The sequence below is a fragment of the Chromobacterium paludis genome (genome assembly GCF_008275125.1).
GTDB classification, from domain to species: domain Bacteria; phylum Pseudomonadota; class Gammaproteobacteria; order Burkholderiales; family Chromobacteriaceae; genus Chromobacterium; species Chromobacterium paludis.
Genome location: NZ_CP043473.1, coordinates 3699920 through 3723565, shown reverse-complemented (window position 1 = coordinate 3723565; position 23646 = coordinate 3699920). Strand labels below are relative to the sequence as shown.

The following is a 23646-nucleotide window of genomic DNA, read 5'->3' as shown; positions in this document are numbered from 1 at the left end:
CGGAAACGTTGCGCTTCCGCCTCAGCACAGCCGCCACGGCTGTTTATTTCTGGCTCAATACCCACTTCACCAGCGCCTTCAGGTCGGCGTCCGGAATATTCGGGTGCGGGGTCATCGGGATCGGGCCCCAGACACCGGAACCGCCGTTTTTCACCTTGGCGATCAGCTTGGCCTCGGCGCCCTTGTCGCCGGCGTACTTCTTCGCCACGTCCTTGTAGGCCGGGCCGACGATCTTCTTGTCCACGGCGTGGCAGGCGGTACAGCCGTATTTCTGGGCCATCTGCATATTGGCCATGGCCGGCGCGGCGACGGCGCTCAGCAGCAGGGCGGCGAGCAGGGTCTTCTTCATGTGGATTCTCCCTATCGTTCACATTGCCGCCGGCCAGAATGACCGGCGGACATCAAAAGTATGACAAATAACCCGCCTTACTGGATCACCACCTTGAGTTGGGTCAAGAAACCGGCTTCCAGCCAGCGAACCGGCAGCATCATGATCACCTGGATGATCAGCAGCAGCACCAGCGGCGACAGGTCCACCCCGCCGACCACGAAACGGCGGAACGGCCGCAGGAAGGGCCGGGTCAAGCTGTCCAGCACCGGCGCGATCGGGTTGTAGGGATTGACCCAGCTCATCACCGCCTGCACGATCACCGCACCCATCAGCAGGGTCAGCGACTGCTTGAACACTTCCAGCAAGGACAATAGCGCCAGCGCCACCCATACCTGCGGAAAGGCGAACACCTCCGGCAGCGAGCCCAGCAGCAGCATCAGAATATTGGCCAGCAGGCTCACCAGCCAGGCCAAGAGCATGGTCGCCGTATCGTAGCTGCGCACGGCCGGTATCAGCTTGCGCGCCGGCAGCACCACGAAGTTAGTGGCGGCCATGACAAACTGGCACAAAGGGTGCTTGAACGGCGCGTGCGCCACCTGCAGGTAGAAGCGCAGCAGCAGCACCAGCACGAACAAGCCGGACAGGGTTTTGATCAGGAACTGCAAGGTATCGACAAACATGATCGCGATTTACTCCTGGCTCAGTTGTTGGCCCATCTCGATGGAACGCTCGCGGCAGTCCATGGCGCCGGCGATGATGGCGGCCTTGACGCCATCGGCTTCGAAGCGGGCGATGGCGCGCTCGGTGGTGCCGCCCTTGGACATCACGTTCTGGCGCAGCGTGGCCACCGGCAGCGGGCTTTGCCGCGCCAGCTCCACCGCGCCGTCGAAAGTCGCCAGCACCAGCTCGCGCGCCTGGGCTTCGCTGAAACCGGCCTTCACGCCGGCTTCTATCATGCTCTCGATGAAGTAAAACACATAAGCCGGGCCGCTGCCGGAGACGCAGGTGATGTCGTCGATGCCGACCTCATCCTGCAGCCAGACGGTCAGGCCGGCGGCGCGCATCACGGTTTCAGCCGCCTCGCGGTCAGCCGCGGACACCGCCGCGTCGGCGTACAGGCCGGACACGCCCTTGCCCACCATGGCCGGGGTGTTCGGCATCACCCTCACGATGCGGTCCGAAGCCAGCCAGCGCCGCAGCGCGTCCAGGCGGATGCCGGCGGCGATGGACACCAGCAGGGCGCCGTTCAGCCGCGGCGCCAGCGCCAGGCACAGTTCGCGCAGCTGCTGCGGCTTCACCGCCAGCACCACCACGTCCTCGGCCGAAAAACGCTCCGGCAACGCTTGGCCGCCGCTGCAGCCGAAGCTGGCCGCCAATTGGTCCAGCTTGTCCTGCTGATGCTCCACCACGTGGATCTGGTGGCCGCCCTGGCGGGCCAGCCCGCCTATGATGGCGCCGGCCATATTGCCGCCGCCGATGAAGGTGATCCGCATGCGGTTCTCTCCCGGTCTGCTTGCCCGCCGGCGCATTGCCGACGCGCGGTATTTTAAAGTGGGTAGCTGCGCTGGCCGAAAATGGCCGAGCCCACGCGCACCACGGTGGCGCCCTCGGCCACCGCCAGCTCCAGATCGGCCGACATGCCCATGGACAGCGTGTCCAGGGCCAGGCCCTCGGCCGCCAGCTGTTCCTTCAAGCGGCGCAACTCGACGAACTGCGCCGCCAGCCGCGCCGCGTCCTCGGTCGGTTCCGGGATGCACATCAGGCCGCGCAGCCTGAGCCTGGGCAGCGCCGCCACCGCGCGCGCCAACGCCAACGCCTCCTCCGGCGCGCAGCCGCTCTTGCTGTCCTCGCCGGACACATTGACCTGCACGCACACGTTCAGCGGCGGCAGTTCGTCCGGCCGCTGCGCCGACAGCCGCTCGGCTATCTTCAGCCGATCTATCGAATGCGCCCAGTGCGCGCGTTCGGCGACGATGCGGGTTTTGTTCGACTGCAAGGGGCCGATGAAGTGCCATTCTATCGCTAGGCCGGCCAGGGCCTCGCTTTTCTGCTGCAATTCCTGCACATAGTTCTCGCCGAAGGCGCGCTGACCGCAGGCATGCGCCTCTTGCACATCGGTGGCGGGAAAGGTCTTGCTGACGGCCAGCAGCGTCACCGCCTCGGCCGGGCGCCCGGCCGCGGCGCAGGCGGCTTGCAGCCGGCCCCGCACCTGTTGCAGGCGGGTAGATAGGGAATCTGTCATGTAATGAGGGTCCATGAGCGTATGCCGGCCGCGGCCGGTCGTCACGGCGATTGTAGGGAAAGCGGCGGAGGACCACAATCAAGCCCCCGCCACGCGCAGGCAGACGCCGGGCCGCCGGCGGGTGCGTTTCGGGCACAGTCGGCCGGCGCCAAGCGCGAATGTGTTGCGCCGTCGCCCCGCTACGCTTGAGAATGCACGCATTCGCCGCGCCGCGAAGCGCGCCCCCGCAATCACGCAACGGGTCAAGACATGGAAATCTCCGAGCTGCTGGCATTCACCGTCAAGAACAAGGCCTCCGACCTGCACCTGTCGGCCGGCCTGCCGCCGATGATCCGCGTCAACGGCGACATCCGCCGCATCAATCTGCCGCCGATGGACCATCATGACGTGCACGACATGGTGTACGACATCATGAACGACTACCAGCGCAAGATCTTCGAGGACAGCTACGAGTGCGACTTCTCGTTCGAGCTGCCCGGCATCGCCCGTTTCCGCGTCAACGCCTTCGTGCAAAACCGCGGCATGGCGGCGGTGTTTCGGGTGATTCCAAGCAAGGTGCTGACGCTGGAGCAGCTGTCCGCGCCCAAGATTTTCCAGGACATCGCCAACTTCCCGCGCGGCCTGGTGCTGGTCACCGGCCCCACCGGCTCCGGCAAGTCCACCACGCTGGCGGCGATGATAGACTATGTCAACGAGAACTCTTTTTCGCACATTCTTACCGTGGAGGACCCAATCGAGTTCGTCCACGAGAGCAAGAAGAGCCTGATCAACCAGCGCGAACTGGGCCTGCAGACGCACAGCTTCGCCAACGCGCTGAAAAGCGCGCTGCGCGAGGACCCGGACGTGATCCTGGTGGGCGAATTGCGCGATCTGGAAACGATACGGTTGGCGCTGACCGCGGCCGAGACCGGCCACCTGGTGTTCGGCACCCTGCACACCAGCAGCGCGGCCAAGACCATAGACCGTATCGTGGACGTATTCCCGGCCGGCGAGAAGGAAATGGTGCGCTCCATGCTGTCCGAATCGGTGCGCGCGGTCATCGCGCAGACATTGCTGAAAACCAAGGACGGCGCGGGCCGCGTGGCGGCGCACGAGATCATGATGGGCACCCCGGCCATCCGCAACCTGATACGCGAAAACAAGATCGCCCAGATCAATTCGATGATACAGACCGGCCAGCAGCACGGCATGCAGACGCTGGACCAATGTCTGTCTGACCTGGTGCGGCGCAATCTGGTGTCGCCGGGCGAAGCGCGCGCCAAGGCCAGCAACAAGGACGCCTTCTAAGCCGCCCCGGCGCTAAGGATGCACCGCAATCGGCCGCAGCCAGCCAAGGCGGCGGACTAAACTGAAAGCAGCACACGCAGGATACGCCGTCATGGAAAAGGACCAGGCTTCAAAATTCATTCACGATCTGCTGAAGCACGCGATCGGCAAGAACGCCTCGGACATCTTCATCTCGCCGGAATTTCCGCCGGCGATGAAGATAGACGGCAAGATCACGCCGGTGGCGCCGCAGCCCTTGAGCCCGCAGCAGAGCAAGGCGCTGGTGCGCTCGGTGATGAACGACCGCCAGACCGAAGAATTCGAATCCAAAAAAGAAGCCAACTTCGCCATCAACCCGCCCGGCATCGGCCGCTTCCGCGTCAGCGCCTTCGTGCAGCAGGGCATGGTGGGCATGGTGCTGCGCAAGATCAACACCGAGATCCCCAACTTCGACCAGCTCAATCTGCCCGAGGTCTTGAAGGACATCGCGCTGATCAAGCGCGGTCTGGTGATCTTCGTCGGCGGCACCGGCTCAGGCAAATCCACCTCGCTGGCCGCGCTGGTGGACTGGCGCAACAGCACCAACCAGGACCACATCATCACGGTGGAGGATCCGATCGAGTACGTGCACGCGCACAAGAAATCCATCGTCACCCAGCGCGAGATCGGCGTCGACACCGAGAGCTGGGAAATCGCGCTGAAGAACACGCTGCGCCAGGCGCCGGACGTGATCCTGATGGGCGAGATCCGCGACCGCGAAACCATGAACTACGGCCTGCAGTTCGCCGAGACCGGCCACCTGTGCCTGGCCACCATGCACGCCAACAACGCCAACCAGGCGCTGGACCGCATCCTCAATTTCTTCCCGGAGGAGCGCCACCAGCAGGTGCTGATGGACTTGTCGCTGAACATGCGCTCCATCGTGTCGCAACGGCTGGTGCCGCATAAATCCGGCCGCGGCCGCGTGGCGGCGGTGGAAATTTTGCTGAACAGCCCCCTGGTCTCGGATATGATCTTCCGCGGCGAGATCGCCGGCCTGAAAGAAGTGATGTCGCGCTCGCGCGAGGCCGGCATGCAGACTTTCGACCAATCGCTGTTCGAATTGTACGAGGCGGACCTGGTCAGCTACGAGGACGCGCTGCGCAACGCGGACTCCATCAACGACCTGCGCCTGAAAATCAAGCTGTACAGCGAAAGCGCGCGCAATCGCGACCCGCTGGAAGGCATAGACCACCTGGACATTGTTTGACCCCGGCGCCACGCCCTTATCCATCATGCCTCTTGACGCCAACACCACCGTACTGATTGTCGAAGACTCCCACACCGTGCGCCAGAGCCTGCGCACCATGCTGTCCTCCGCCGGCATCACCCGCTCCGAGGCCGTCAGCAGCGCCAGCGAGGCGCGCAACCGCATGCGCAACAAGGACTACGACGTGGTGCTGTGCGATTACAACCTGGGCGAAGGCATGGATGGCCAGGAGCTGCTGGAAGCGATGCGCAAGGACGGCAACCTGCCGATGTCCACCATCTGGATCATGATCACCGGCGAGCGCCACTACGAACGCGTGGTGGCCGCCGCCGAGATGGCGCCGGACGACTACATCCTGAAGCCCTTCGCCTCGCAGATGCTGCTGGACCGGCTGAGCCAGTCCTACCAGCGCAAGGCCTTTCTCGCCCCGGCGCACCGGCTGGTGGCGCAGGGCAAACCGGAGCAGGCGATACAGGTGCTGATGCAGCAGGCGCGTGAAACATCCAACCCGCAGTACCGCATAGACGCGCAAAGACTGGCGGCCGAGCTGCTGGTGAACGAGGGGCGCCAGGGCGAGGCGCTGGCCATCTACCAAGAACTGCTGAACCTGCGCGTGATTCCGTGGGCCAAGATGGGCGTGGCGCGCATCGTGGCGGAGCAGGGCGAGACCCAGGAGTCCAACGCGCTGTTGCGCGAGATCATCGCCGATGCGCCGCGCTACACCGACGCCTACGACTTGCTGGCGCAAAACCTGATCGACGACGGCCAATACCAGACCGCCGCCATCGTGCTGGAAAAGGCGGTGGCCATCTCGCCGCGCAACTTCAACCGGCTCAAGAGCTGCGGCACCGCGCTGTTGCGCTGCGGCGACCCGGCCAAGGCCGCCGACTACCTGCAGCGCGCGGTGGAAGTCGGCCGCAACAACAATTTCTTCGGCCCGGACGTGCTGGTGGACCTGCTGCAAGCCTTCAGCGAAAGCGGTCAGACCCAGCAGCTGGACCGGCTGCAGGCCGAGATCGCCGCGCGTTCCGGCGAACTGGCGGGCGGCCAGCTGACCATGGCGGTCTGCCGCGCGATGACCGCGCTGGCGCAAAAGCGGCCGGCCGACGCCTTGGCCCAGCTGCAAACGGTGGCCGACGCGCTGCGCGCGCGCGAAACCGACTTCACCGCCGCCCAGCGCTTCCTCGCCGCCGCCGTGCGGCTGCCGCCGGAGCAAAACAGCGAGCTGCCGCCGCAATGGGCGCACAGCATCGCGCTGCGCTTCGCCGACGGCCGCCACGAACTGGGCACGCTCTTGGAAATCGCCCACAAGCACCCGGCCTGCCACGAGGCCATCCAGACCGCCTACGACACGCTGCAGACCGACAGCAACAAGGCAGTGGAGCTGGCCAGCAACGGCATGCTGGAAGAAGCCGCCGCCATGCTCTATCTGCTGTCGCAAAAGACGCTGAACGAGCGCATCAGCATGAACGCCTGCGCGCTGCTGCTGCGCACTTGCGAGTCCCGCAAGAAAGCCGGCCAGCCCTTCCCGGAAGAGGAAAAACAGGTGCAGCAGCTGCTGCACTGGCTGCCGGAAGAAAACGAGCGGGTGCGCGGCTTTGTGCGCCGCCACCAGGCACTGGACCCCGACTGCGCCTGACCGTCTGCAAACGAACCGTCTAAACTGAAGCCATGGCCGGACCGCCGGCCGCCACACTCTCGCCGCGAGGCAGCCCATGGCTTTCGATGACCACACCACCGCCCTGATCGTCGAGGATGCCCTCAGCATGGCGCAAAGCCTGCGCGCCATCCTGGCCATGGCCGGCATCACCCAGACCGACACCGCCAGCAACGCCGCCGACGCGCAGAACCGCCTGCGCGGCCGCCGCTACGACGTGGTGCTGTGCGACTACAATCTGGGCAGCGGCATGAACGGCCAGGAATTACTGGAAGCCCTGCGCAAGGACGGCCATCTATCGCTGTCCACGCTGTGGGTGATGATCAGCGGCGAACGCAATTACAGCCAGGTGGCCGGCGCCGCCGAGATGATCCCGGACGACTACGTGCTCAAGCCCTTCACCGCGCAACAGCTGCTGGACCGGCTGGACGCCGCCGCGCGGCGCAAGGACTGGCTGGCACCGGCGCACAAGCTGCTGGACAAGGGACGAACCGAGCAGGCCATCGCCCAGCTGCAGGAACTGGCCAAGCAGACCGAGAACCGCCAGCGCCGGCTGGACGCCCTGCGCCTGTGCGGCGAGCTGCAGACCCGAGAAGGCCAGCACGAAGCCGCGCTGCAGCTGTACCGCGCCGTCCTGGCGCAAACCGACCAGCCCTGGGCCAAGATGGGCGTGGCGCGCATCCTGGCCGAACAGGGCGACGGCGACGGCTCGCGCAGCCTGCTGGACCAGGTCATCGCCGTCGCGCCGCGCTACACCGAGGCCTACGACCTGCTGGCGCAGAACCTGATAGACGAGGGCGGCTACGCCCAGGCCGCCGCCGTGCTGGAAAAAGCGGTGGCGATCTCTCCGCGCAACTTCCGCCGGCTGCACCATTACGGCACCTCTCTGCTGCGCAGCGGCGAGGCCGAGCGCGCGGTGGCGCCGCTGCAAAAAGCGGTGGATATCGGCCGCAACAACAGCTTCTTTGGCCCGGACGCCATGGTGGACTTGCTGCAGGCGCGCTGCGAGAGCGGCCAGACCCAGCAGCTGGACCGGCTGCAAAAAGACATCGCCGCGCGTCAGGGCAAGCTCAAGGGCGGGCCATTGACCATGGCGGTGTGCCGCGCCCTGGCGGCGCTGGCGCTGCAGCAAGCTGGCCTGGCCCTGCCGCATCTGCAGGAAGCAGCGCAATGGCTGCGCGCGCCGGAAGTGGATTTCGCCAGCGCCCAGCGCTTCCTCGCCGCCGCCGTCCAGCTGCCGGACGACGCGGGGGGCGATCCGGCCCGGGACTGGGCCCGGCTGATCGGCCTGCGCTTCGCCGACGGCCGCCACGAGCTGGGCCTGTTGCAGGAAATCACGCGCGAACGCCCCGCCTGCCGCGAGGCCGTGGAGCAGGCCTTCGAGGAGCTGCGCGCGCTCAGCCGCAACGCGCTGGAGATGGCCAACCAAGGCCGGCTGGAAGAGGCGGCCTACCAGCTGCATGACGAAGCCATGCGCACGCTGAATGGCCATCTGGCCCACTACGGCTGCGCCATGCTGCTGCGCATCGCGGAAAACCATCATCAGCAAGGCCTGCCGGACGCGGGGGAAATGGCGGCGCTGCGCGAGCTGCTGTCCTGGCTGCCGCAAGACAACGAGCGCGTGCGCGGCTTCGTCAAGCGGCGCCAGGCGCTGCTGCGCCATGCCGCGTGAGATGCGCGCCTTTCTCGCCTGCTTGCCGCCGGACAGCTGCCTGCCCACGCTGCGCGCGTGGCAGCGCCAGTTGTGCCAGCAGGTCGGCGGTCGCGCGCTGCCCTCGCGGCAGCTGCATCTGACCCTGGTTTTCCTGGGCGAAGTGACGCCGCTGCAATTGCTGCTGGCCGCGGACTGCGCCGAGCGCGCGGCGCCGGCCCTGCCGCCCGCCGTGACGCTGGACGGTTGCGGCAGCTGGCACGACGTCGGCTGGTGCGGTCCCGGCAGGCCGCCGCCAGCCTTGCGCGCCTGGGTGGAAAAATTGAAAACGGAACTGCGCGCGGCCGGCATCGCGGTGGACGCCCGGCCCTATCGGCCGCATCTGACCTTGCTGCGAAGCCTGGAGCGCCCCTTGCCGCAGCAGGCCCTGCCGCCGCTGACCCTGCTGCTGGACGAAGTGACGCTGTTCGCCTCCGACTTGCGCGCCGGCGGCGCGCGCCATTACCGGCTGGACGGCTGGCGCCGCGCCGCCGCGCCCAGCCCGGATGCGTGAGTCAGTTCTTGTCGTTGAACAGGCCGCCCAACAGCGAGCCCTGCTCTTTCGATTCGCCGCCGGCGCGCGGCGCGGCGGCGACGATGCGGTCGGCCAGCCTAGACAAGGGCAGCGACTGCAGCCACACCTTGCCCGGCCCGGTCAGCTTGGCGAAGAACAGTCCCTCGCCGGAGAACAGCGCGCTCTTCAGCTTGCCCACGTATTCGATATCGAAATCGACGCTGGGCTGGTAGGCGACCACGCAGCCGGTGTCGACGCGCACCGTCTCGCCCGGATGCAGCTGCAGCTCGGTCAGCGCGCCGCCGGCGTGCAGGAAGACGTAACCGTCGCCCTCCAGCTTCTGCATGATGAAGCCCTCGCCGCCGAACAAGCCGGTGCCGATGCGCTTCTGCCAGGCCAGGCCCAGGCTGACGCCCTTGGCCCCGGCCAGGAAGCTGTCCTTCTGCGCGTACAACACGCCGCCCAGCTCCAGCAGGTGCACCGGCACGATCTTGCCCGGCGTGGCGGCGGCGAAGGCCACCTTGCGCCGGCCGGCCGCCTGATTGGCGAACACGGTGGTGAACACCGATTCGCCGGTCAGCAGCCGCTTGCCGGCGCCCAGCAGCGAGCCGAACACGCCGCCGTCGCGGTTGGAGCCGTCGCCGAACACCGTGTCCATGGCGATGCCGTCCTGCATGTAGTACAGCGCGCCGGCCTCGCCCACCGCCGCCTCGCCCGGGTCCAGTTCCACTTCGACGTACTGCATGTCGTCGCCGAACACCTGATAGTCGATCACGTCCATCGTCATGCCTGCTCTCCCGTTTCGTCCCAGCGCGCGGCGGCGGCTTCGTCGCTGGCCTTGGCGTCCACCCAGTGCCGGCCGCCGTCGGCCAGGATTTCGCATTTCCAGAACGGCGCCTGCCGTTTCAGATAATCCATCAGGAAGGACGCGGCCTCGAAGGCGTCGCGCCTATGACCGCTGGCCGCCACCACCAGCACGATATTGTCGCCCAGCGCCAGCCTGCCGACGCGGTGGATCAGCGTCACGCCCTTCAGCGACCAGCGCCGGCGCGCCTCGCAAACGATGTCGGCCAAGGCCTTTTCCGTCATGCCCGGATAATGCTCCAGCTCCAGCGCCACCACGTCCTGGCGGTCGCCGTAGTCGCGCACCAGGCCGGTGAAGCTGACCACGGCGCCGCAGGCCGGATTGGCCGACCAGCGCCTCACTTCGGCGCCGACGTCGAAATCCTCCGCCTGCACGCGGATGTGGTTGACCGCCATCTCAGCCCCCGGTCACCGGCGGAAACACCGCCACTTCGTCGCCGTCGGCCAAGGGCGTGTCCAGTGCGGCCATTTCCTGATTCACCGCCACGCGGAATACCTTGTCGGCAGACAGCGCCTGCGCCCAGGCCTGGCCGCGCTGGCGCAATTCGGCCAACAGCTCCGCCACGGTGGCGGCCTCGCTGTCCAGTTGCTCGGACTCCACGCCCAGCGTCTCGCGCAGCCGGGCGAAATACAGCAGATTCAATTTCATGTCATCCTCGCGATCGGGTTCGCTGCCTCGTTACGGCCAGTGTATGCAAACGGCGGCGGCGGCGAAAGCGCGCTCAATGCGCCAGCGCCTGTTTCAGCCACGCCAGCAACTCAATGGCGGCATCGGCCTCTCCACGCCGCTGGGCGGTGCACTCTGTCAGACCGGCACCAAGCAGCGGCGTACGCGCCGCCACCGCGCGCATCGCGCGCAGCAGGACATCGCGGCTCAGACCATCCGGCGTCGGGCAGCAAACATGGGGAAACTCGGCCGGATCGAGCACGTCGAGGTCCAGGTGCAGATAGGTAGGCCAGGCGGGGTTTAAGCCTTCCGCCAGGCACTCCGGCCTGGTCTGTAACGCGGCCGTCTTATGCCAGGTTATGCGGTTAGACTCGATATAAGTCGCCTCCGGCGGGTCTACCTCGCGCACGCCTGCCAGATGCACTTGCTCCGGTCTGAGAGGCACCGGTACGATGCGCAACAGGTCAGCATGGCCTTCGCCCAACAACAGCCGCAGCGGCATGCCGTGCAAGTGACCACTGGGCGAACTGTGCGGCGTATTCAGGTCCGCGTGTGCGTCCAGCCATACCACGTTCAGCCGGCCGCCATACAATTGGTTCAGATAGGCCAACGGCGCGATCTCGCAAGCACAGTCCCCTCCGCACAGCAGAATGCGCTGTGGAGCGACGGCGGCGATGGTCTCGGCACAAGCGTATAGTTGACGCCGCAGCGCCGGCAGGTGATCGACGCCATCTTCGCGCACGCAGCTCGGGCAAGCTTCGATAGCGATCTCAAGCGGCGCGTCCAGTTCCGCCTTCAGCAAATGGCCGCCATCGGCGATGCGGCGCCCGTCGCCGCTGCCCTGCCATTGCGCGAAACTCAAATGCAGAACCATGCTGTCTCCTCAAAAAAAAAAACCCGCCCTGCCGGGCGGGTCGGGCATGTCGCATGACGGCGCCGCACAAGCTGCGGACGGCGCTGCATAGCATTCCCTCTCCTGAAATGACAAATGAATTATCGCAGCGGTTAATTAGCGTGACAAGAGCTTTTACACTACGCTTACAAACCGCTGTCGCATTTTGTCATCGCCGGACTTAGCGCACGATCTGCGCCAGCTCGCCTTTCAGGTAGCGGTTAGCCATGGTGTCCAGATTGATGGCCTTGATCTTGCTGGCCTGGCCGGCGGCGCCGAAAGCCTCGTAGCGGGCGATGCAGACATCGCGCATCGCGTCTATGGTCTTGGCCAGGTATTTGCGCGGATCGAATTCGGCCGGGTTCTTGGCCATGAACTGGCGGATGGCGCCGGTGGAAGCCAGGCGCAGGTCGGTGTCGATGTTCACCTTGCGCACGCCGTGCTTGATGCCTTCCACAATTTCCTCGACCGGCACGCCATAGGTTTCGCCCAGATCGCCGCCGTATTGGTTGATGATTTGCAGCCATTCTTGCGGCACGCTGGAAGAGCCGTGCATCACCAAGTGGGTGTTGGGGATGCGGGCGTGGATTTCCTTGATGCGGTCGATGCGCAGCACGTCGCCGGTGGGCTTCTTGCTGAACTTGTAGGCGCCGTGGCTGGTGCCGATGGCGATGGCCAGCGCGTCCACGCCGGTATCCTTGACGAAGCGGGCGGCTTCTTCCGGATCGGTCAGCAGCTGGCTGTGGTCCAGCACGCCCTCGGCGCCGACGCCGTCTTCCTCGCCGGCCATGCCGGTTTCCAGGCTGCCCAGGCAGCCGATCTCGCCCTCCACCGACACGCCGCAGGCGTGGGCGAAGTTGACCACGGTGCGGGTGACGCCGACGTTGTAGTCATAGTCGGCCGGGGTCTTGCCGTCGGACTTCAGCGAGCCGTCCATCATCACCGAGGAAAAGCCCAGCTGGATGGAGCGCTGGCACACGTCCGGGCTGGTGCCGTGGTCCTGGTGCATCACCACCGGGATGTGCGGGAATTCTTCCACCGCGGCCAGGATCATGTGGCGCAGGAAGGGCGCGCCGGCGTATTTGCGCGCGCCGGCGGAGGCCTGCACGATCACCGGAGCGTCCACCTTGTCGGCGGCCTCCATGATGGCGCGCATCTGTTCCAGGTTGTTGACGTTGAAGGCCGGCAGGCCGTAGCTGAATTCAGCCGCGTGGTCCAGCAGCTGGCGCAGGGAAACGAGTGCCATGAATCTCTCCTCACGAAGCCCCGCCGCGCGGGGCCGGTTCGAAAAAAACGGCTGTCGATGGCGAATCGGCAGCCGTGATGCTTATTGACGAGTCAGGCCGGTCAGCAACAGGCCGGCGCCGACGAAGGCGCCGCCGCTGAAGCGGTTGACCAGGCGCAACCGGCGCGCGCTGTTCAGCCAACGCGCCAGACGGGCGCCGCTGCCGGCGTAAGTCAGCTGCCAGCAGGACTCGATCAGGAAAAAAGAGCTCGCCAGGATGGCCAGTTGCGGGCCTTCCGGCTGGTGCGCGTTCATGAACTGCGGGAACAGCGCGGTAAAGAAAATAAACGCTTTGGGATTGCTCATCGCCACCAGGAAACCGCGGCGGAACAGCGCCCATGGGCCATGCTTGCCGCTGTCGTCCTCGGCCACTTCCGCCACCGGCTGCGGCAGGCTGCGCCAAGTCTTGACCCCCAGATAGACCAGATACAGCGCGCCGGCGTATTTGACGATGGCGAACAGCAGCTCCGAGGTGGCCAGCAGCGCGCCCAGCCCGGCCACCGAGCCGGCCATGATCAGGCCCAGCGCGCTCATCAGCCCCAGGCAGGTCATAAGGGTGCGGCGCACGCCGTAATGGATGCCGTGCGTCATGGCCAGCAGCATATTGGGACCAGGCGTGGCGGAGACGAAAAACACGGTGGTGACGAACAACAGCCAAGTTTGCAGCGACATCACGTTCTCCTGGTGGGGGCATAGCCGCCAGTATAACGGAGCGTCAGAACTGGGCGTCGACTCATCTCGCATCCTTCATTTCGCACAAGCATCCTTCGACTCCGTCACAGCGGCATCGCCGCCATGACGGTCTCTCCCTTAGTTGGCGCGTTCGGCCAGGATGGCCACGGCCGGCAGTTCCTTGCCTTCCAGGAATTCCAGGAAGGCGCCGCCGCCGGTGGAGATGTAGCTGATGTCGTCGGTGATGCCGTACTTGGCGATGGCCGCCAGGGTGTCGCCGCCGCCGGCGATGGAGAAGGCCTTGGACTGGGCGATGGCCTGGGCCAGGGTCTGGGTGCCGTTGCCGAACTGGTCGAACTCGAACACGCCCACCGGGCCGTTCCACACCACGGTGCCGGCCTGGGCGATGATGGCGGCCAGTTCCTTGGCGGAATCCGGGCCGATGTCCAGGATCATGTCGTCGGCGGCCACTTCGGCCACGTTCTTGATGGTCGCGGCGGCGGTTTCGGCGAACTCCTTGGCGCACACCACGTCGGACGGCAGCGGCACATCGCCGCCGCGGGCGCGGATCTTGGCGATCACGCGCTTGGCGTCTTCCACCAGGTCGGCTTCGGCCAGGGACTTGCCGATGGCCTTGCCTTCGGCCAGCAGGAAGGTGTTGGCGATGCCGCCGCCCACGATCAGCTGGTCCACCTTGTCGGCCAGCGCTTCCAGAATGGTCAGCTTGGTCGATACCTTGGAGCCGGCGACGATGGCCACCATCGGGCGGGCCGGCGCCTGCAGCGCCTTGGAGAGGGCGTCCAGCTCGGCCGACAGCAACAGGCCGGCGCAGGCCACCGGGGCGAACTTGGCCACCGCGTGGGTGGAGGCCTCGGCGCGGTGCGCGGTGCCGAAGGCGTCATGCACGAACACGTCGCACAGCGCGGCGTAAGCGCGGCCCAGGTCTTCGTTGTTCTTCTTCTCGCCCTTGTTCAGGCGCACGTTTTCCAGCATCACCACCTCGCCCGGAGCGAGTTCGACGCCGGACTGGAAATCGGCTTGCAGGCGCACCGGCTTGCCCAGCAGCTCGGACAGGCGGGCGACGACCGGGGCCAGGCTGTCTTCCGGCTTGGGTTCGCCTTCGGTCGGGCGGCCCAGGTGGGTCATCAGCATCACACCGGCGCCGGCTTTCAGGCACAGTTCGATGGTGGGCAGGCTGGCGCGGATGCGGGTGTCTTCGCCGATCACGCCGTTTTTCAGCGGCACGTTCATGTCCACGCGGATCAGCACGCGCTTGCCGGAAAGATTCTGCTCGGAGAGTTTGTTGAATTTCATCGCTTCGCTCGCTCAAGTTGGGATGCGGGACGGTCCGGCAAGCGGACGAGGCTTGCGCGGGATAAGACGTAACCATGGCGATGGCGCCGCGCGCTGTTGCAAAGTTTCTGCCTGGGCTGCCCCGGCTTGCCGGGAGGCGGGCAGTCGCGCGCGGTGATCGCCCCTATCCGGCAGTGTATGCCGATTAAGCGGCGTCACTTTAACACCAATCAAATTTCTTGCGCGCGCCGTGTAACAAAACAACAGTGCATTTGGCATGCGGTCGCGGTTCTTGGTAGGGCGGAAGCCCGGCATGGCCGGCGTGCCGCCCCGCCAACCTGTCCGCCTCCAAGCCCGCTTGCCGAAGAAGATGGCGGATCGCCCCTAACGAGGCATCCGCCCTACGGCTGGATCAGCAGGCGAACATCGCGCGCGCGGTGCGCAGCATCTGGCAGCTGAAGCCCCATTCGTTGTCGTACCAGGCCAGCACCTTCACCAGATTGCCGCCGGTCACCTTGGTCAGCGTGGAGTCGAAGGTGGACGCCTGCTCGGTGTGGTTGAAGTCGCCGGACACCAGGGGCAGGGTGTTGAAGCCCAGAATGCCCTTCATGCTGCCATTGGCCGCGCCCTGCAGGATTTCGTTCACCTCTTCCTTGCTGGTATCGCGCATCGCGGTGAAGGTCAGGTCCACCAAGGATACGTTGATGGTGGGCACGCGCACGGCGAAACCGTCCAGCTTGCCCTTCAGCTCCGGCAGCACCAGGCCGACGGCCTTGGCCGCGCCGGTCTTGGTGGGGATCATATTGTCGGTGGCGGAGCGGGCGCGGCGCAGGTCCTTGTGCTTGACGTCGGTCAGCACCTGGTCGTTGGTGAAGGCGTGGATGGTGGTCATCAGGCCCTTCTTGATGCCCAGCGCGTCGTGCAGCGCCTTGGCCACCGGGGCCAGGCAGTTGGTGGTGCAGCTGGCGTTGGACACCACGGTCATGTCGGCCGTCAGCACGTCATGGTTCACGCCGTAGACGATGGTGGCGTCCACATCGTCGCCGCCCGGCGCGGAGATCAGCACTTTCTTGGCGCCGGCGGCGAGGTGGGCCTGGCACTTTTCCTTGGTGGTGAAGGAGCCGGTGCATTCCAGCACCAGGTCCACGCCCAGCGCCTGCCACGGCAGCTCGGCCGGGTTGCGGGTGCTGAAGAACGGAATCTTGTCGCCATTGAGGATCAGGTTTTCGCCGTCCTGCTCCACGGTGCCGGGGAAGCGGCCGTGCACGGTGTCGAATTGGGTCAGGTGGGCATTGATGGCCAGGTCGCCGGAGGCGTTGACCGCCACCACCTTGAAGTCGTCGTGCAACTTGTTTTCGTAGATGGCGCGCAGAACTTGGCGGCCAATGCGGCCGTAACCGTTGATGGCGAGGCGGATGGTCATGCTTCTCTCTTCTCCAGATGCTTTTTTGTAGTGCGACGACTACATGACACGGCAAAAAAAGACCACCGCTGCTCAGCGGTGGTCTGTCGATTGCTTAGCGCAGAACGGCGCGGGTCTTGGCGACCACGTTTTCCACGGTGAAACCGAACTCCTTGAACAGCTGGCCAGCCGGGGCGGATTCGCCGAAGTGGTCGATGCCGACCACGTCGCCGTCCAGGCCCACGTACTTGCGCCAGAAGTCCGGATGGCCGGCTTCGATGGCCACGCGCGGCAGGCCGGCCGGCAGCACGCTGTGCTGCCAGGCCTTGTCCTGGGCGTCGAACACATTGGTGCAGGGCATGGACACCACGCGCACGGCGATGCCTTCGGCGGCCAGGGTTTCCTGTGCCTTCAGCGCCAGCTCCACTTCGGAACCGGTAGCGATCAGCACGGCGCGGGCGTTTTCCGCGTCGCGCAGCACGTAGCCGCCCTTGCGGATAGCGGCGATCTGCGCCGCGTCGCGGGCGACGAAGGGCAGGTTCTGCCGGCTCAGCACCAGGCTGGAAGGCGTGGTCTTCTGCTCGATGGCGTGCGCCCAGGCCACCGCGGTTTCCGTGGTGTCGCACGGGCGCCAGGTGTGGTGGTTGGGGATGTAGCGCAGGGTGGCGGTCTGTTCCACCGGCTGGTGGGTGGGGCCGTCTTCGCCCAGGCCGATCGAGTCGTGGGTGAACACGAAGATCGGGTTGATCTTCATCAGCGAAGCCATGCGCAGCGCGTTGCGGGCGTATTCGCTGAACATCAGGAAGGTGCCGCCGTAGGGGCGCAGGCCGCCGTGCAAGGTCATGCCGTTGATGATGGCGGCCATGCCGAACTCGCGCACGCCGTAGCTGATGTAGTTGCCGTTGCCTTCGCCGTCAATCCATTTGGAGCCGGACCAGTTGGTCAGGTTGGAGCCGGTCAGGTCGGCGGAGCCGCCGACGAACTCCGGCAGGGCCGGCGACAGCGCTTCCAGCGCGATCTGGCTGGCCTTGCGGGTGGCCACGGTCTGGGCGGCGTCGTTGATCTTGGCCAGCGCGGCGGCCTGGGCTTCGGCCCAGCCTTGCGGCAGCTCGCCCTTCATGCGGCGTTCGAACTCGGCGGCCAGCGCCGGATGGGCGGCGCGGTAGGCGTCGAAGCGCTTGTTCCATTCGATCTCGGCCACGGCGCCCTTGTCGCGGGCGCTCCATTCGGCGTAGATCTCGGCCGGGATCTCGAACGGCGCGTGCGGCCACTTCAGGCCTTCGCGCGCGGCAGCGATCTCGGCGGCGCCCAGCGGGGAGCCGTGGCAGTCGTGGCTGCCTTGCTTGGTGGGCGCGCCGAAGCCGATGGTGGTGCGGCAGCAGATCAGCGTCGGCTTGTCGGCGCTCTTCTTGGCGGTGGCGATGGCGGTGGCGATCTCGGCCGGGTCGTGGCCGTCGACATTGCGGATCACCTGCCAGCCGTAGGCTTCGAAGCGGGCCGGGGTGTCGTCGCTGAACCAGCCTTCGACGTGGCCGTCGATGGAGATGCCGTTGTCGTCCCAGAAGGCGATCAGCTTGTTCAGACCCCAGGTGCCGGCCAGCGAGCAGGCTTCGTGGCTGATGCCTTCCATCAGGCAGCCGTCGCCCAGGAAGACGTAGGTGTGGTGGTCGACGATGTCATGGCCGTCGCGGTTGAACTGGGCGGCCAGCATTTTCTCGGCCATCGCCATGCCCACGGCGTTGGTGATGCCCTGGCCCAGCGGGCCGGTGGTAGTTTCCACGCCCGGCGCGTAGCCGTATTCCGGGTGGCCCGGCGTCTTGGAGTGCAGCTGGCGGAAGTTCTTGAGGTCGTCGATGGAGAGATCGTAGCCGGTCAGATGCAGCAGGCTGTAAATCAGCATCGAGCCGTGGCCGTTGGAGAGTACGAAGCGGTCGCGGTCGGCCCAGGACGGGTTGGCCGGATTATGCTTCAGGTGATCGCGCCACAGGACTTCGGCGATGTCTGCCATGCCCATCGGGGCGCCCGGATGGCCGGATTTGGCTTTTTCCACGGCGTCCATGGCCAGGAAGCGGATGGCGTTGGCAAGCTCGGTGCGGGTAACCATTTCGGTAAAACCTCAAGACTATTGGGAACCGGTACGACGGTTCATCCCTATGCGCTCATGCTGCCGGCGACAAGGTACACCGTCGCAAAACCGCCGGATTATCGCCGATTTTGGCCATTTCCGGCAACCGGCCCGACACCTCGCAAATTGAGTAGAATCAAGCAGAACCATGTTCAGACGGCATGGTCTAGCCTTATTTCCCACTTTCCGGCGCAAGATGCGCCTCAATGGAGACCAAGATGCAGGCATATGAAACTCCGCCCCCGGCCCGCAAGGTGAGCGCTGCCCGCGGCTGGCGCTGGTGCGTGGAAGCGTTCCACATCGTGCGCGAACAGCCCTTGACCTGGGTGCTGCTGACCCTGGTCTACCTGCTGATCCATTTCGTCATCCACGCCGTGCCCTTCATCGGCAGCCTGGTGGGCGCCATCATCGGTCCGGTGTTCGCCGGCGGCTTCATCCTGGCCGCGCGCAAGTCCGAACGCGGCGAGGAGCTGGAGCTGGCCGATCTGTTCGCCGGCTTCCGCCTGATGCCCGGCCCGCTGCTGCAAGTGGGCGCCATGTTCTTCGCGCTGATGGTGGCGGCGATGCTGATCGTCGGCATGGCCGGGGTGTCCACCGGGATGATGAGCGGCATGGCGAGCGGCCATCTCGCCATCGATGCCAAGCCGGCAGCGGCCGGCGGTTTCGTCGCCCTGTTGCTGCTGACGATGTCGGTGGTGATGTTCGTCGTCAGCCTGAGCTACTGGTTCGCGCCGTCGCTGGTGACGCTGGACCGCGTGTCGCCGTGGCAGGCCATTCTGGCCAGCCTGCGCGCCGGCCTGGCCAACTGGCTGCCCATGCTGGTGGCCGGCCTAGCGCTGGGCCTGTTGCTGATTCCAGTCATGCTGACCCTGGGCCTGGGCCTGCTGCTGTGGTGCCCGGTGGCCTTCGTCACCGCCTACACCAGCTGGAAGGACGTGTACGGCCAGCCGGAGCCGGCGGCTCAGCCGTAAGCCGGTTCAAGCAGTCAAACAAAACGGGCAGCCTTGGCTGCCCGTTTTTTGCGCGCGCGGCTCAGCCCTCGACCACCGCCAGGGCGAAACCGTCGTAGCCCTTGGCGCCCACCGTCTGCATCGCGGTGGCGGACAGGCGCGGATTGTCGCCCATCAGCTCGATGAAGCGGCGTATGCCCTGGATGGCCGGGTCAGGATTGGCCGCATTGGCCACTTCGCCGCCGCGCGCCACGTTGTCGCCGACGATCACCGTGCCGGGGCGCGACAGCTGCAGCGCCAGTTCCAGATAGAGCGGGTTGTTGGGCTTGTCGGCGTCGATGAAGATGAAGTCGAACGGCGGCTCGCCCTGCTCGATCAGCCGGCGCAGCGTATCCGCCGCCGCGCCCTGCAGTATCCGCGCCTTGTCGGCCAGACCGGCGCGGGCCAGATTGGCGGCGGCCACTTCGACATGCTTGGCCTCATATTCCAGCGTGACCAGCTGGCCGTCTGCCGGCAGCGCGCGCGCCAGCCAGATGGCGCTGTAGCCGCCCAGGGTGCCGATCTCCAGCACCCGCTTGGCGCCGTGGATGCGCGCCAGCAGGTTCAAGAACTTGCCCTGATTAGGCGGCACTTGGATGGCCGGCAGCCCCGCCGCCGCGCTATCGGCCAAGGCCGCCTCCAGCGCCTCGTCCTGTTTGACCAGCTCCGTGCTGTAGTAATCGTCCAGCGCGGCCCATTGTGCGTCGTTCATGTCTGTTCTCCTGGCAAGGTAAGTATCTGCAGCGGCTCAGGCCACGCCCGCGCCGCCATGCGCCTGATAAGCCGGCCGCCGGCGCAGCCGTTCGAAATAGGCTTCGGTCCTGGGCAGCGCCGGCTTGTCGAACGGCGTCAGCAGCCAGCGCTGTATCGACACGCCCAGGACAATGTCGGCCAGGGTGAAGGTTTCGCCCAAGATCCAGCCCTCGCCCAACTGTGATTCCAGGGTGGCCATTTGCTTGGCCCAGTCTTCAATGCTTTTGCCAACACCGCCCGAGTCTGGGTAGTCTGGGTTATGCCTGCTTAGCGCTTGGAACGCATAGACCCATGCAGGATTCAGCTCCGCGAGCTGCCAGTCCATCCAGCGTTCGACTTGCGCCCTCGCGGCGGGATCGGCCGGCAGCAGATCATGCCGGCCATGCTTGGCGGCCAGGTAGCGGCAGATGGCGTTGGATTCGGACAGCGCCACGTCGCCGTCCACCAGCGCGGGGATTTGCGCGAAGGGATTCAGCGCCAGAAACTCAGGATCGCTGACGGGCCGGAAGCCGCGTCCCCAGTCCTCACGTTGGTAATCGAGGCCGATTTCATGGCAGGTCCACAGCACCTTGCGGACATTGATGGAGTTGGCGCGGCCGAGCAGGCGGAGCATGGGTTCATCCTGATGGAGGAGGAGGGATGAACAGCATACCACCCGGCATGCCAAATGTTTATTTTAGCCATTTGACCGTGTGTTCTGCTCAACGCGACAAGCTGTCAAATCGCAAGATCATGCACAGCCGGGATTTCAGCCGGCGGCTTGAAGCATGAACAAGGGCCGGCACCCGCCGCCCCTATCAGAGTCTCTCGCCGAGAACCGCGGCGGGCGGCCTTAACCGTCCTCCAGCCCGGCGCGCAGCAAGCGGGCATGCAGCACCAGGTTTTCCAATGTCAGCCGCGCGGTGGCGGCCAGATACACCAGCATGCGCTTGGCCTCGTCCGGCTCCTCGGCGCGGAACAACAGCTCGCGCTCCAACAACGAGTCCACGATCAGTTCGCGCAGGTTTGGTTCGTCGAAAGGCAGGTCGGCGTAGTCGATAGGGTCTTCCGCCTCCACGTCCTCCACCAAGCACAGCAGGTTTTCACGGCTGAGCGCGTCCATGGCTTTTCCTCCTGTCGCAAGACTGTCGCGGGACTGCCATTTTCAGTGTAGCGGTTTGCAGACGGGGATGAGCCTGGCGGGCATCGGCCGGAGGCAAGGCGCTTATCCACAGAAACCTCGTCATTCCCTTTTTACCCACAGACGCCTAAGCCGGATGCCGCGCAAAACAAAACGGGCGATCGCATCAGCGCATCGCCCGTTCTTGCCTCGCCGCTTCACGCCATGGCGGCGCGGACAGGCGGCACGCCCGGCTTGGCCGGGCTTCCGCCCTAGTGCAGCACCACGTCGAACTGCTCCTGGGTGTAGCTGGACTCCACCGACAACGACACCGGCTTGCCGATGAAGTCCACCAGCATGGCCAGGCTTTGCGATTCCTCGTCCAGGAACATGTCTATCACCGACTGCGCCGCGAGAATGCGGTAGCTCTTGGCGTCGTACTGGCGCGCCTCGCGCACAATCTCGCGCTGGATTTCGTAGCACACCGTCTGCGCCGTCTTGATCTCGCCGCGGCCCTGGCAAGTGGGGCAGGGCTCGCACAGCACATGGGCCAGGCTTTCGCGGGTGCGCTTGCGGGTGATTTCCACCAGGCCCAGACTGGTGAAGCCGTTCAGCGTGACGCGGGTGCGGTCGCGCGCCATGGCCTTGGCCAGTTCGGACAACACCGCCGCCTGATGCTCCTCGCTGTCCATGTCGATGAAATCGACGATGACGATGCCGCCCAGATTGCGCAGCCGCAGCTGGCGCGCGATGACCTGGGTGGCTTCCAGATTGGTCTTGAAGATGGTTTCGTCAAAATTGCGGTTGCCGACGAAGCCGCCGGTGTTGACGTCTATCGTGGTCATCGCCTCGGTCTGGTCGATGATCAGATAGCCGCCGAACTTCAGGTTGACGCGGCGCGCCAGCGCCTTGTCTATCTCCGCCTCGATGCCATGCAGCTCGAACAGCGGCCGCTCGCCGGCGTAGCGCTCGATCTTGTCGACGGCGATCTGCACGTACTGCTCGGCGAACTCCACCATGCGGCTGTAGTTCTCGTTGGAGTCCACCAGCACCTTGTCGGTGTAGCCGCTGACCATGTCGCGCAGCACCCGCACCGCCAGCGGCAGGTCTTCGTACAACAGGCTTTGCGCCGGCAGGGTTTGCGATTTATGCCGGATGTCGCACCACAGCTTGCTCAGGTATTCGATGTCGGCGGCCAGCTCGTCGTCGCGGGCGGTCTCGGCGCTGGTGCGGATGATGTAGCCCCGGGGGCTGTCCGCCGGCAGCAATTTCTCCAGCCGGGTCTTGAGGCTGTGGCGCTCGGCGTCGCTTTCTATCTTCTGCGACACGCCGATGTGCTCTTCCTGCGGCAGATGCACCAGGAAACGGCCGGCCAGCGAGATCTGCGTCGACAGCCGCGCGCCCTTGGTGCCTATCGGGTCCTTGATCACCTGCACCAGCACGGTCTGGCCCTCGAACAGCATCTTTTCTATGCGTTGCGGCTCGGTGGGATGCTGGCGCTGCTCCAGCACGTCGGCGATGTGCAGGAAGGCGGCGCGTTCCAGACCGATCTCGATGAAGGCGCTCTGCATGCCCGGCAGCACGCGCTTGACCTGGCCCAGGTAGATGTTGCCGACGATGCCGCGGCTGGCGGCGCGCTCCACATGCAGCTCCTGCACCACGCCTTCCTCCAGCACGGCGACGCGGGTTTCCTGCGGCGTGATGTTGACCAGGATTTGTTCCTGCGGCCGCGGCAGATCGCGCGGCAGCGGTATTGATTGATGCAGCATATTGGTTCTCCGGCTTACGGCAGCGCGAAGCCGAATTCGGCCAGAAGCAGCGCGGTTTCATGCACCGGCAGGCCCATCACGCCGGTGTAGCTGCCCTCGATGCGTTCGATGAACACGCCGGCGCGGCCCTGGATGCCATAGGCGCCGGCCTTGTCGAACGGTTCGCCGCTGGCGAGGTAGCGCTCGATCTCGGCGTCGGACAGCGCCTTGAAAAACACGTCGGTGACCGAGGTCTTGACGAGCAGCCTGTCGCCCCGCATAACGGCCACGCTGGTGATGGCCTGGTGGCGGCGGCCGGAGAAGGCGCGCAGCATGCGGCGGGCGTCGTCGGCGTCTGCCGGCTTGCCGAAGATTTCGCCATCCTGCGTCACCGTGGTGTCCGCCGCCAGCAGCGGACGTTCCGGCAATCCGCAAGACGCCACCACGCGCCAGCCTGCCTCGGCCTTTTCCCTCGCCAGCCGTTCGGTATAGGCCACCGCGTCCTCGCCGGGGCGCACGCTTTCGTCGATGTCAGCGTGGATGCGCTCCAGATTCAGGCCAAGCTGCTCCAGTAGCTCGCGCCGGCGGGGGCTGCCGGAAGCGAGGTAGATTCTATTGTCATTGGCAATCATGTCAGGCTGCTCGTTTGTTCTTGGGCTGCCGCCTAGGTTACCAGAGCGGCAGGCCGCCAACCATGGTCCCGCCGCCGCTCCGGCGCCGCGGCGCGGCGCAAGTCTCGTGGATTCAATCACTTAATTCGGCATGCATTTCAGTAAACGATTGTATGCAAGACTGGGTTGACCCGGCACGTAGAATGACATTCAATTTGCAATCAACTTTTATTATGCAAATTGAACAATGCATGCCTGTTTTGATAACATGGGCATTTTCCGCCACCAGGCTATTCC

Annotated in this window: 24 protein-coding genes; 6 read left to right on the top strand and 18 right to left on the bottom strand. The window is 65.6% G+C overall.

Annotated elements, in window-relative coordinates; translation table 11 throughout:
* Positions 1 to 43: 43 nt before the first annotated feature.
* The 4 genes from FYK34_RS17655 to FYK34_RS17640 all read right to left on the bottom strand — a co-directional run bounded on the left by FYK34_RS17655 (position 44) and on the right by FYK34_RS17640 (position 2573).
* The gene (locus FYK34_RS17655; protein WP_149298740.1) at positions 44 to 349 is read right to left on the bottom strand and encodes a c-type cytochrome; all 306 of its coding nucleotides are present in this window, start codon (positions 347 to 349) and stop codon (positions 44 to 46) included.
* A 77-nt stretch (positions 350 to 426) separates the two neighbouring features.
* Entirely contained in the window at positions 427 to 1011 is a 585-nt protein-coding gene (locus FYK34_RS17650; RefSeq protein WP_149298738.1) for a YggT family protein, read from the bottom strand.
* A 9-nt stretch (positions 1012 to 1020) separates the two neighbouring features.
* Positions 1021 to 1824, bottom strand: a complete 804-nt coding sequence (proC, locus tag FYK34_RS17645) for a pyrroline-5-carboxylate reductase (protein WP_149298736.1) — start codon at positions 1822 to 1824, stop codon at positions 1021 to 1023.
* Between the two features lie 53 nt (positions 1825 to 1877).
* A complete protein-coding gene (locus FYK34_RS17640) occupies positions 1878 to 2573 on the bottom strand; it encodes a YggS family pyridoxal phosphate-dependent enzyme (protein ID WP_149298734.1) in 696 nt (231 codons plus the stop codon).
* A 249-nt stretch (positions 2574 to 2822) separates the two neighbouring features.
* Here FYK34_RS17640 and FYK34_RS17635 point away from each other — a divergent pair, with 249 nt between their 5' ends.
* The 5 genes from FYK34_RS17635 (at position 2823) to thpR (ending at position 8949) form a co-directional block, all read left to right on the top strand.
* The gene (locus FYK34_RS17635) at positions 2823 to 3860 is read left to right on the top strand and encodes a type IV pilus twitching motility protein PilT (protein WP_149298732.1); all 1038 of its coding nucleotides are present in this window, start codon (positions 2823 to 2825) and stop codon (positions 3858 to 3860) included.
* A gap of 91 nt (positions 3861 to 3951) precedes the next feature.
* Positions 3952 to 5088: a PilT/PilU family type 4a pilus ATPase gene (locus FYK34_RS17630; protein ID WP_149298730.1), complete on the top strand. Its 1137-nt coding sequence runs from the start codon at positions 3952 to 3954 to the stop codon at positions 5086 to 5088.
* Between the two features lie 25 nt (positions 5089 to 5113).
* A complete protein-coding gene (locus FYK34_RS17625) occupies positions 5114 to 6727 on the top strand; it encodes a response regulator (protein WP_149298728.1) in 1614 nt (537 codons plus the stop codon).
* A 76-nt stretch (positions 6728 to 6803) separates the two neighbouring features.
* The gene (locus FYK34_RS17620; protein ID WP_149298725.1) at positions 6804 to 8417 is read left to right on the top strand and encodes a response regulator; all 1614 of its coding nucleotides are present in this window, start codon (positions 6804 to 6806) and stop codon (positions 8415 to 8417) included.
* Complete coding sequence (gene thpR / locus FYK34_RS17615) at positions 8407 to 8949, top strand: RNA 2',3'-cyclic phosphodiesterase (RefSeq protein ID WP_149298723.1); 543 nt, start codon at positions 8407 to 8409, stop codon at positions 8947 to 8949. Before FYK34_RS17620 ends, thpR begins: the two co-directional genes overlap by 11 nt.
* A 1-nt stretch (position 8950) precedes the next feature.
* Here thpR and FYK34_RS17610 read toward each other — a convergent pair whose 3' ends face one another.
* From FYK34_RS17610 to tkt, 9 genes are all read right to left on the bottom strand, one after another.
* A complete protein-coding gene (locus FYK34_RS17610) occupies positions 8951 to 9736 on the bottom strand; it encodes a TIGR00266 family protein (protein WP_149298721.1) in 786 nt (261 codons plus the stop codon).
* Positions 9733 to 10209, bottom strand: a complete 477-nt coding sequence (gene moaE / locus FYK34_RS17605) for a molybdopterin synthase catalytic subunit MoaE (RefSeq protein ID WP_149298719.1) — start codon at positions 10207 to 10209, stop codon at positions 9733 to 9735. Before moaE ends, FYK34_RS17610 begins: the two co-directional genes overlap by 4 nt.
* A gap of 1 nt (position 10210) precedes the next feature.
* Positions 10211 to 10462 carry a molybdopterin converting factor subunit 1 gene (gene moaD / locus FYK34_RS17600; protein WP_149298717.1) on the bottom strand — a complete coding sequence of 84 codons (252 nt, stop codon included), beginning with the start codon at positions 10460 to 10462 and terminating at the stop codon, positions 10211 to 10213.
* Positions 10463 to 10535: 73 nt separating this feature from the next.
* Complete coding sequence (locus FYK34_RS17595) at positions 10536 to 11354, bottom strand: arginase family protein (protein ID WP_149298715.1); 819 nt, start codon at positions 11352 to 11354, stop codon at positions 10536 to 10538.
* A gap of 199 nt (positions 11355 to 11553) precedes the next feature.
* Entirely contained in the window at positions 11554 to 12618 is a 1065-nt protein-coding gene (fba, locus tag FYK34_RS17590) for a class II fructose-bisphosphate aldolase (RefSeq protein WP_149298713.1), read from the bottom strand.
* A gap of 81 nt (positions 12619 to 12699) precedes the next feature.
* Entirely contained in the window at positions 12700 to 13329 is a 630-nt protein-coding gene (locus FYK34_RS17585) for a LysE family translocator (RefSeq protein WP_149298711.1), read from the bottom strand.
* 138 nt (positions 13330 to 13467) lie between these two features.
* A complete protein-coding gene (locus tag FYK34_RS17580; protein ID WP_149298709.1) occupies positions 13468 to 14643 on the bottom strand; it encodes a phosphoglycerate kinase in 1176 nt (391 codons plus the stop codon).
* 391 nt (positions 14644 to 15034) lie between these two features.
* A complete protein-coding gene (gap, locus tag FYK34_RS17575; protein ID WP_149298706.1) occupies positions 15035 to 16045 on the bottom strand; it encodes a type I glyceraldehyde-3-phosphate dehydrogenase in 1011 nt (336 codons plus the stop codon).
* 94 nt (positions 16046 to 16139) lie between these two features.
* Positions 16140 to 18128 (bottom strand): transketolase, encoded by a 1989-nt coding sequence (gene tkt / locus FYK34_RS17570; RefSeq protein ID WP_149298704.1) that lies wholly within the window; start codon positions 18126 to 18128, stop codon positions 16140 to 16142.
* Positions 18129 to 18367: 239 nt separating this feature from the next.
* Here tkt and FYK34_RS17565 point away from each other — a divergent pair, with 239 nt between their 5' ends.
* Complete coding sequence (locus tag FYK34_RS17565; protein ID WP_149298702.1) at positions 18368 to 19120, top strand: BPSS1780 family membrane protein; 753 nt, start codon at positions 18368 to 18370, stop codon at positions 19118 to 19120.
* Between the two features lie 61 nt (positions 19121 to 19181).
* Here FYK34_RS17565 and FYK34_RS17560 read toward each other — a convergent pair whose 3' ends face one another.
* From FYK34_RS17560 to FYK34_RS17540, 5 genes are all read right to left on the bottom strand, one after another.
* On the bottom strand, positions 19182 to 19850 hold the full coding sequence (locus FYK34_RS17560) for an O-methyltransferase (RefSeq protein WP_149298700.1): 669 nt from the start codon (positions 19848 to 19850) through the stop codon (positions 19182 to 19184).
* A gap of 36 nt (positions 19851 to 19886) precedes the next feature.
* A complete protein-coding gene (locus FYK34_RS17555) occupies positions 19887 to 20504 on the bottom strand; it encodes a glutathione S-transferase family protein (protein ID WP_149298698.1) in 618 nt (205 codons plus the stop codon).
* A 219-nt stretch (positions 20505 to 20723) separates the two neighbouring features.
* The gene (locus FYK34_RS17550) at positions 20724 to 20993 is read right to left on the bottom strand and encodes a hypothetical protein (protein ID WP_149298696.1); all 270 of its coding nucleotides are present in this window, start codon (positions 20991 to 20993) and stop codon (positions 20724 to 20726) included.
* Positions 20994 to 21262: 269 nt separating this feature from the next.
* Entirely contained in the window at positions 21263 to 22759 is a 1497-nt protein-coding gene (gene rng / locus FYK34_RS17545) for a ribonuclease G (protein ID WP_149298694.1), read from the bottom strand.
* A gap of 14 nt (positions 22760 to 22773) precedes the next feature.
* Positions 22774 to 23370, bottom strand: coding sequence for a Maf family protein (locus FYK34_RS17540; protein WP_149298692.1), 597 nt, complete (start codon positions 23368 to 23370; stop codon positions 22774 to 22776).
* Positions 23371 to 23646 lie beyond the last annotated feature (276 nt).

What these genes read in the sequence shown, in the direction of transcription:
- FYK34_RS17585 (WP_149298711.1), bottom strand. Translation starts at nt 13,329, where the DNA reads ATGTCGCTGCAAACTTGGCTGTTGTTCGTCACCACCGTGTTTTTCGTC.
- FYK34_RS17630 (WP_149298730.1), top strand. Translation starts at nt 3,952, where the DNA reads ATGGAAAAGGACCAGGCTTCAAAATTCATTCACGATCTGCTGAAGCAC.
- fba (WP_149298713.1), bottom strand. Translation starts at nt 12,618, where the DNA reads ATGGCACTCGTTTCCCTGCGCCAGCTGCTGGACCACGCGGCTGAATTC.
- FYK34_RS17550 (WP_149298696.1), bottom strand. Translation starts at nt 20,993, where the DNA reads ATGGACGCGCTCAGCCGTGAAAACCTGCTGTGCTTGGTGGAGGACGTG.
- gap (WP_149298706.1), bottom strand. Translation starts at nt 16,045, where the DNA reads ATGACCATCCGCCTCGCCATCAACGGTTACGGCCGCATTGGCCGCCAA.
- thpR (WP_149298723.1), top strand. Translation starts at nt 8,407, where the DNA reads ATGCCGCGTGAGATGCGCGCCTTTCTCGCCTGCTTGCCGCCGGACAGC.
- FYK34_RS17625 (WP_149298728.1), top strand. Translation starts at nt 5,114, where the DNA reads ATGCCTCTTGACGCCAACACCACCGTACTGATTGTCGAAGACTCCCAC.
- FYK34_RS17635 (WP_149298732.1), top strand. Translation starts at nt 2,823, where the DNA reads ATGGAAATCTCCGAGCTGCTGGCATTCACCGTCAAGAACAAGGCCTCC.
- moaE (WP_149298719.1), bottom strand. Translation starts at nt 10,209, where the DNA reads ATGGCGGTCAACCACATCCGCGTGCAGGCGGAGGATTTCGACGTCGGC.
- FYK34_RS17565 (WP_149298702.1), top strand. Translation starts at nt 18,368, where the DNA reads ATGCAGGCATATGAAACTCCGCCCCCGGCCCGCAAGGTGAGCGCTGCC.
- tkt (WP_149298704.1), bottom strand. Translation starts at nt 18,128, where the DNA reads ATGGTTACCCGCACCGAGCTTGCCAACGCCATCCGCTTCCTGGCCATG.
- rng (WP_149298694.1), bottom strand. Translation starts at nt 22,759, where the DNA reads ATGCTGCATCAATCAATACCGCTGCCGCGCGATCTGCCGCGGCCGCAG.
- FYK34_RS17655 (WP_149298740.1), bottom strand. Translation starts at nt 349, where the DNA reads ATGAAGAAGACCCTGCTCGCCGCCCTGCTGCTGAGCGCCGTCGCCGCG.
- FYK34_RS17610 (WP_149298721.1), bottom strand. Translation starts at nt 9,736, where the DNA reads ATGACGATGGACGTGATCGACTATCAGGTGTTCGGCGACGACATGCAG.
- FYK34_RS17620 (WP_149298725.1), top strand. Translation starts at nt 6,804, where the DNA reads ATGGCTTTCGATGACCACACCACCGCCCTGATCGTCGAGGATGCCCTC.
- FYK34_RS17650 (WP_149298738.1), bottom strand. Translation starts at nt 1,011, where the DNA reads ATGTTTGTCGATACCTTGCAGTTCCTGATCAAAACCCTGTCCGGCTTG.
- FYK34_RS17540 (WP_149298692.1), bottom strand. Translation starts at nt 23,370, where the DNA reads ATGATTGCCAATGACAATAGAATCTACCTCGCTTCCGGCAGCCCCCGC.
- FYK34_RS17595 (WP_149298715.1), bottom strand. Translation starts at nt 11,354, where the DNA reads ATGGTTCTGCATTTGAGTTTCGCGCAATGGCAGGGCAGCGGCGACGGG.
- FYK34_RS17580 (WP_149298709.1), bottom strand. Translation starts at nt 14,643, where the DNA reads ATGAAATTCAACAAACTCTCCGAGCAGAATCTTTCCGGCAAGCGCGTG.
- FYK34_RS17555 (WP_149298698.1), bottom strand. Translation starts at nt 20,504, where the DNA reads ATGCTCCGCCTGCTCGGCCGCGCCAACTCCATCAATGTCCGCAAGGTG.
- FYK34_RS17560 (WP_149298700.1), bottom strand. Translation starts at nt 19,850, where the DNA reads ATGAACGACGCACAATGGGCCGCGCTGGACGATTACTACAGCACGGAG.
- FYK34_RS17640 (WP_149298734.1), bottom strand. Translation starts at nt 2,573, where the DNA reads ATGACAGATTCCCTATCTACCCGCCTGCAACAGGTGCGGGGCCGGCTG.
- moaD (WP_149298717.1), bottom strand. Translation starts at nt 10,462, where the DNA reads ATGAAATTGAATCTGCTGTATTTCGCCCGGCTGCGCGAGACGCTGGGC.
- proC (WP_149298736.1), bottom strand. Translation starts at nt 1,824, where the DNA reads ATGCGGATCACCTTCATCGGCGGCGGCAATATGGCCGGCGCCATCATA.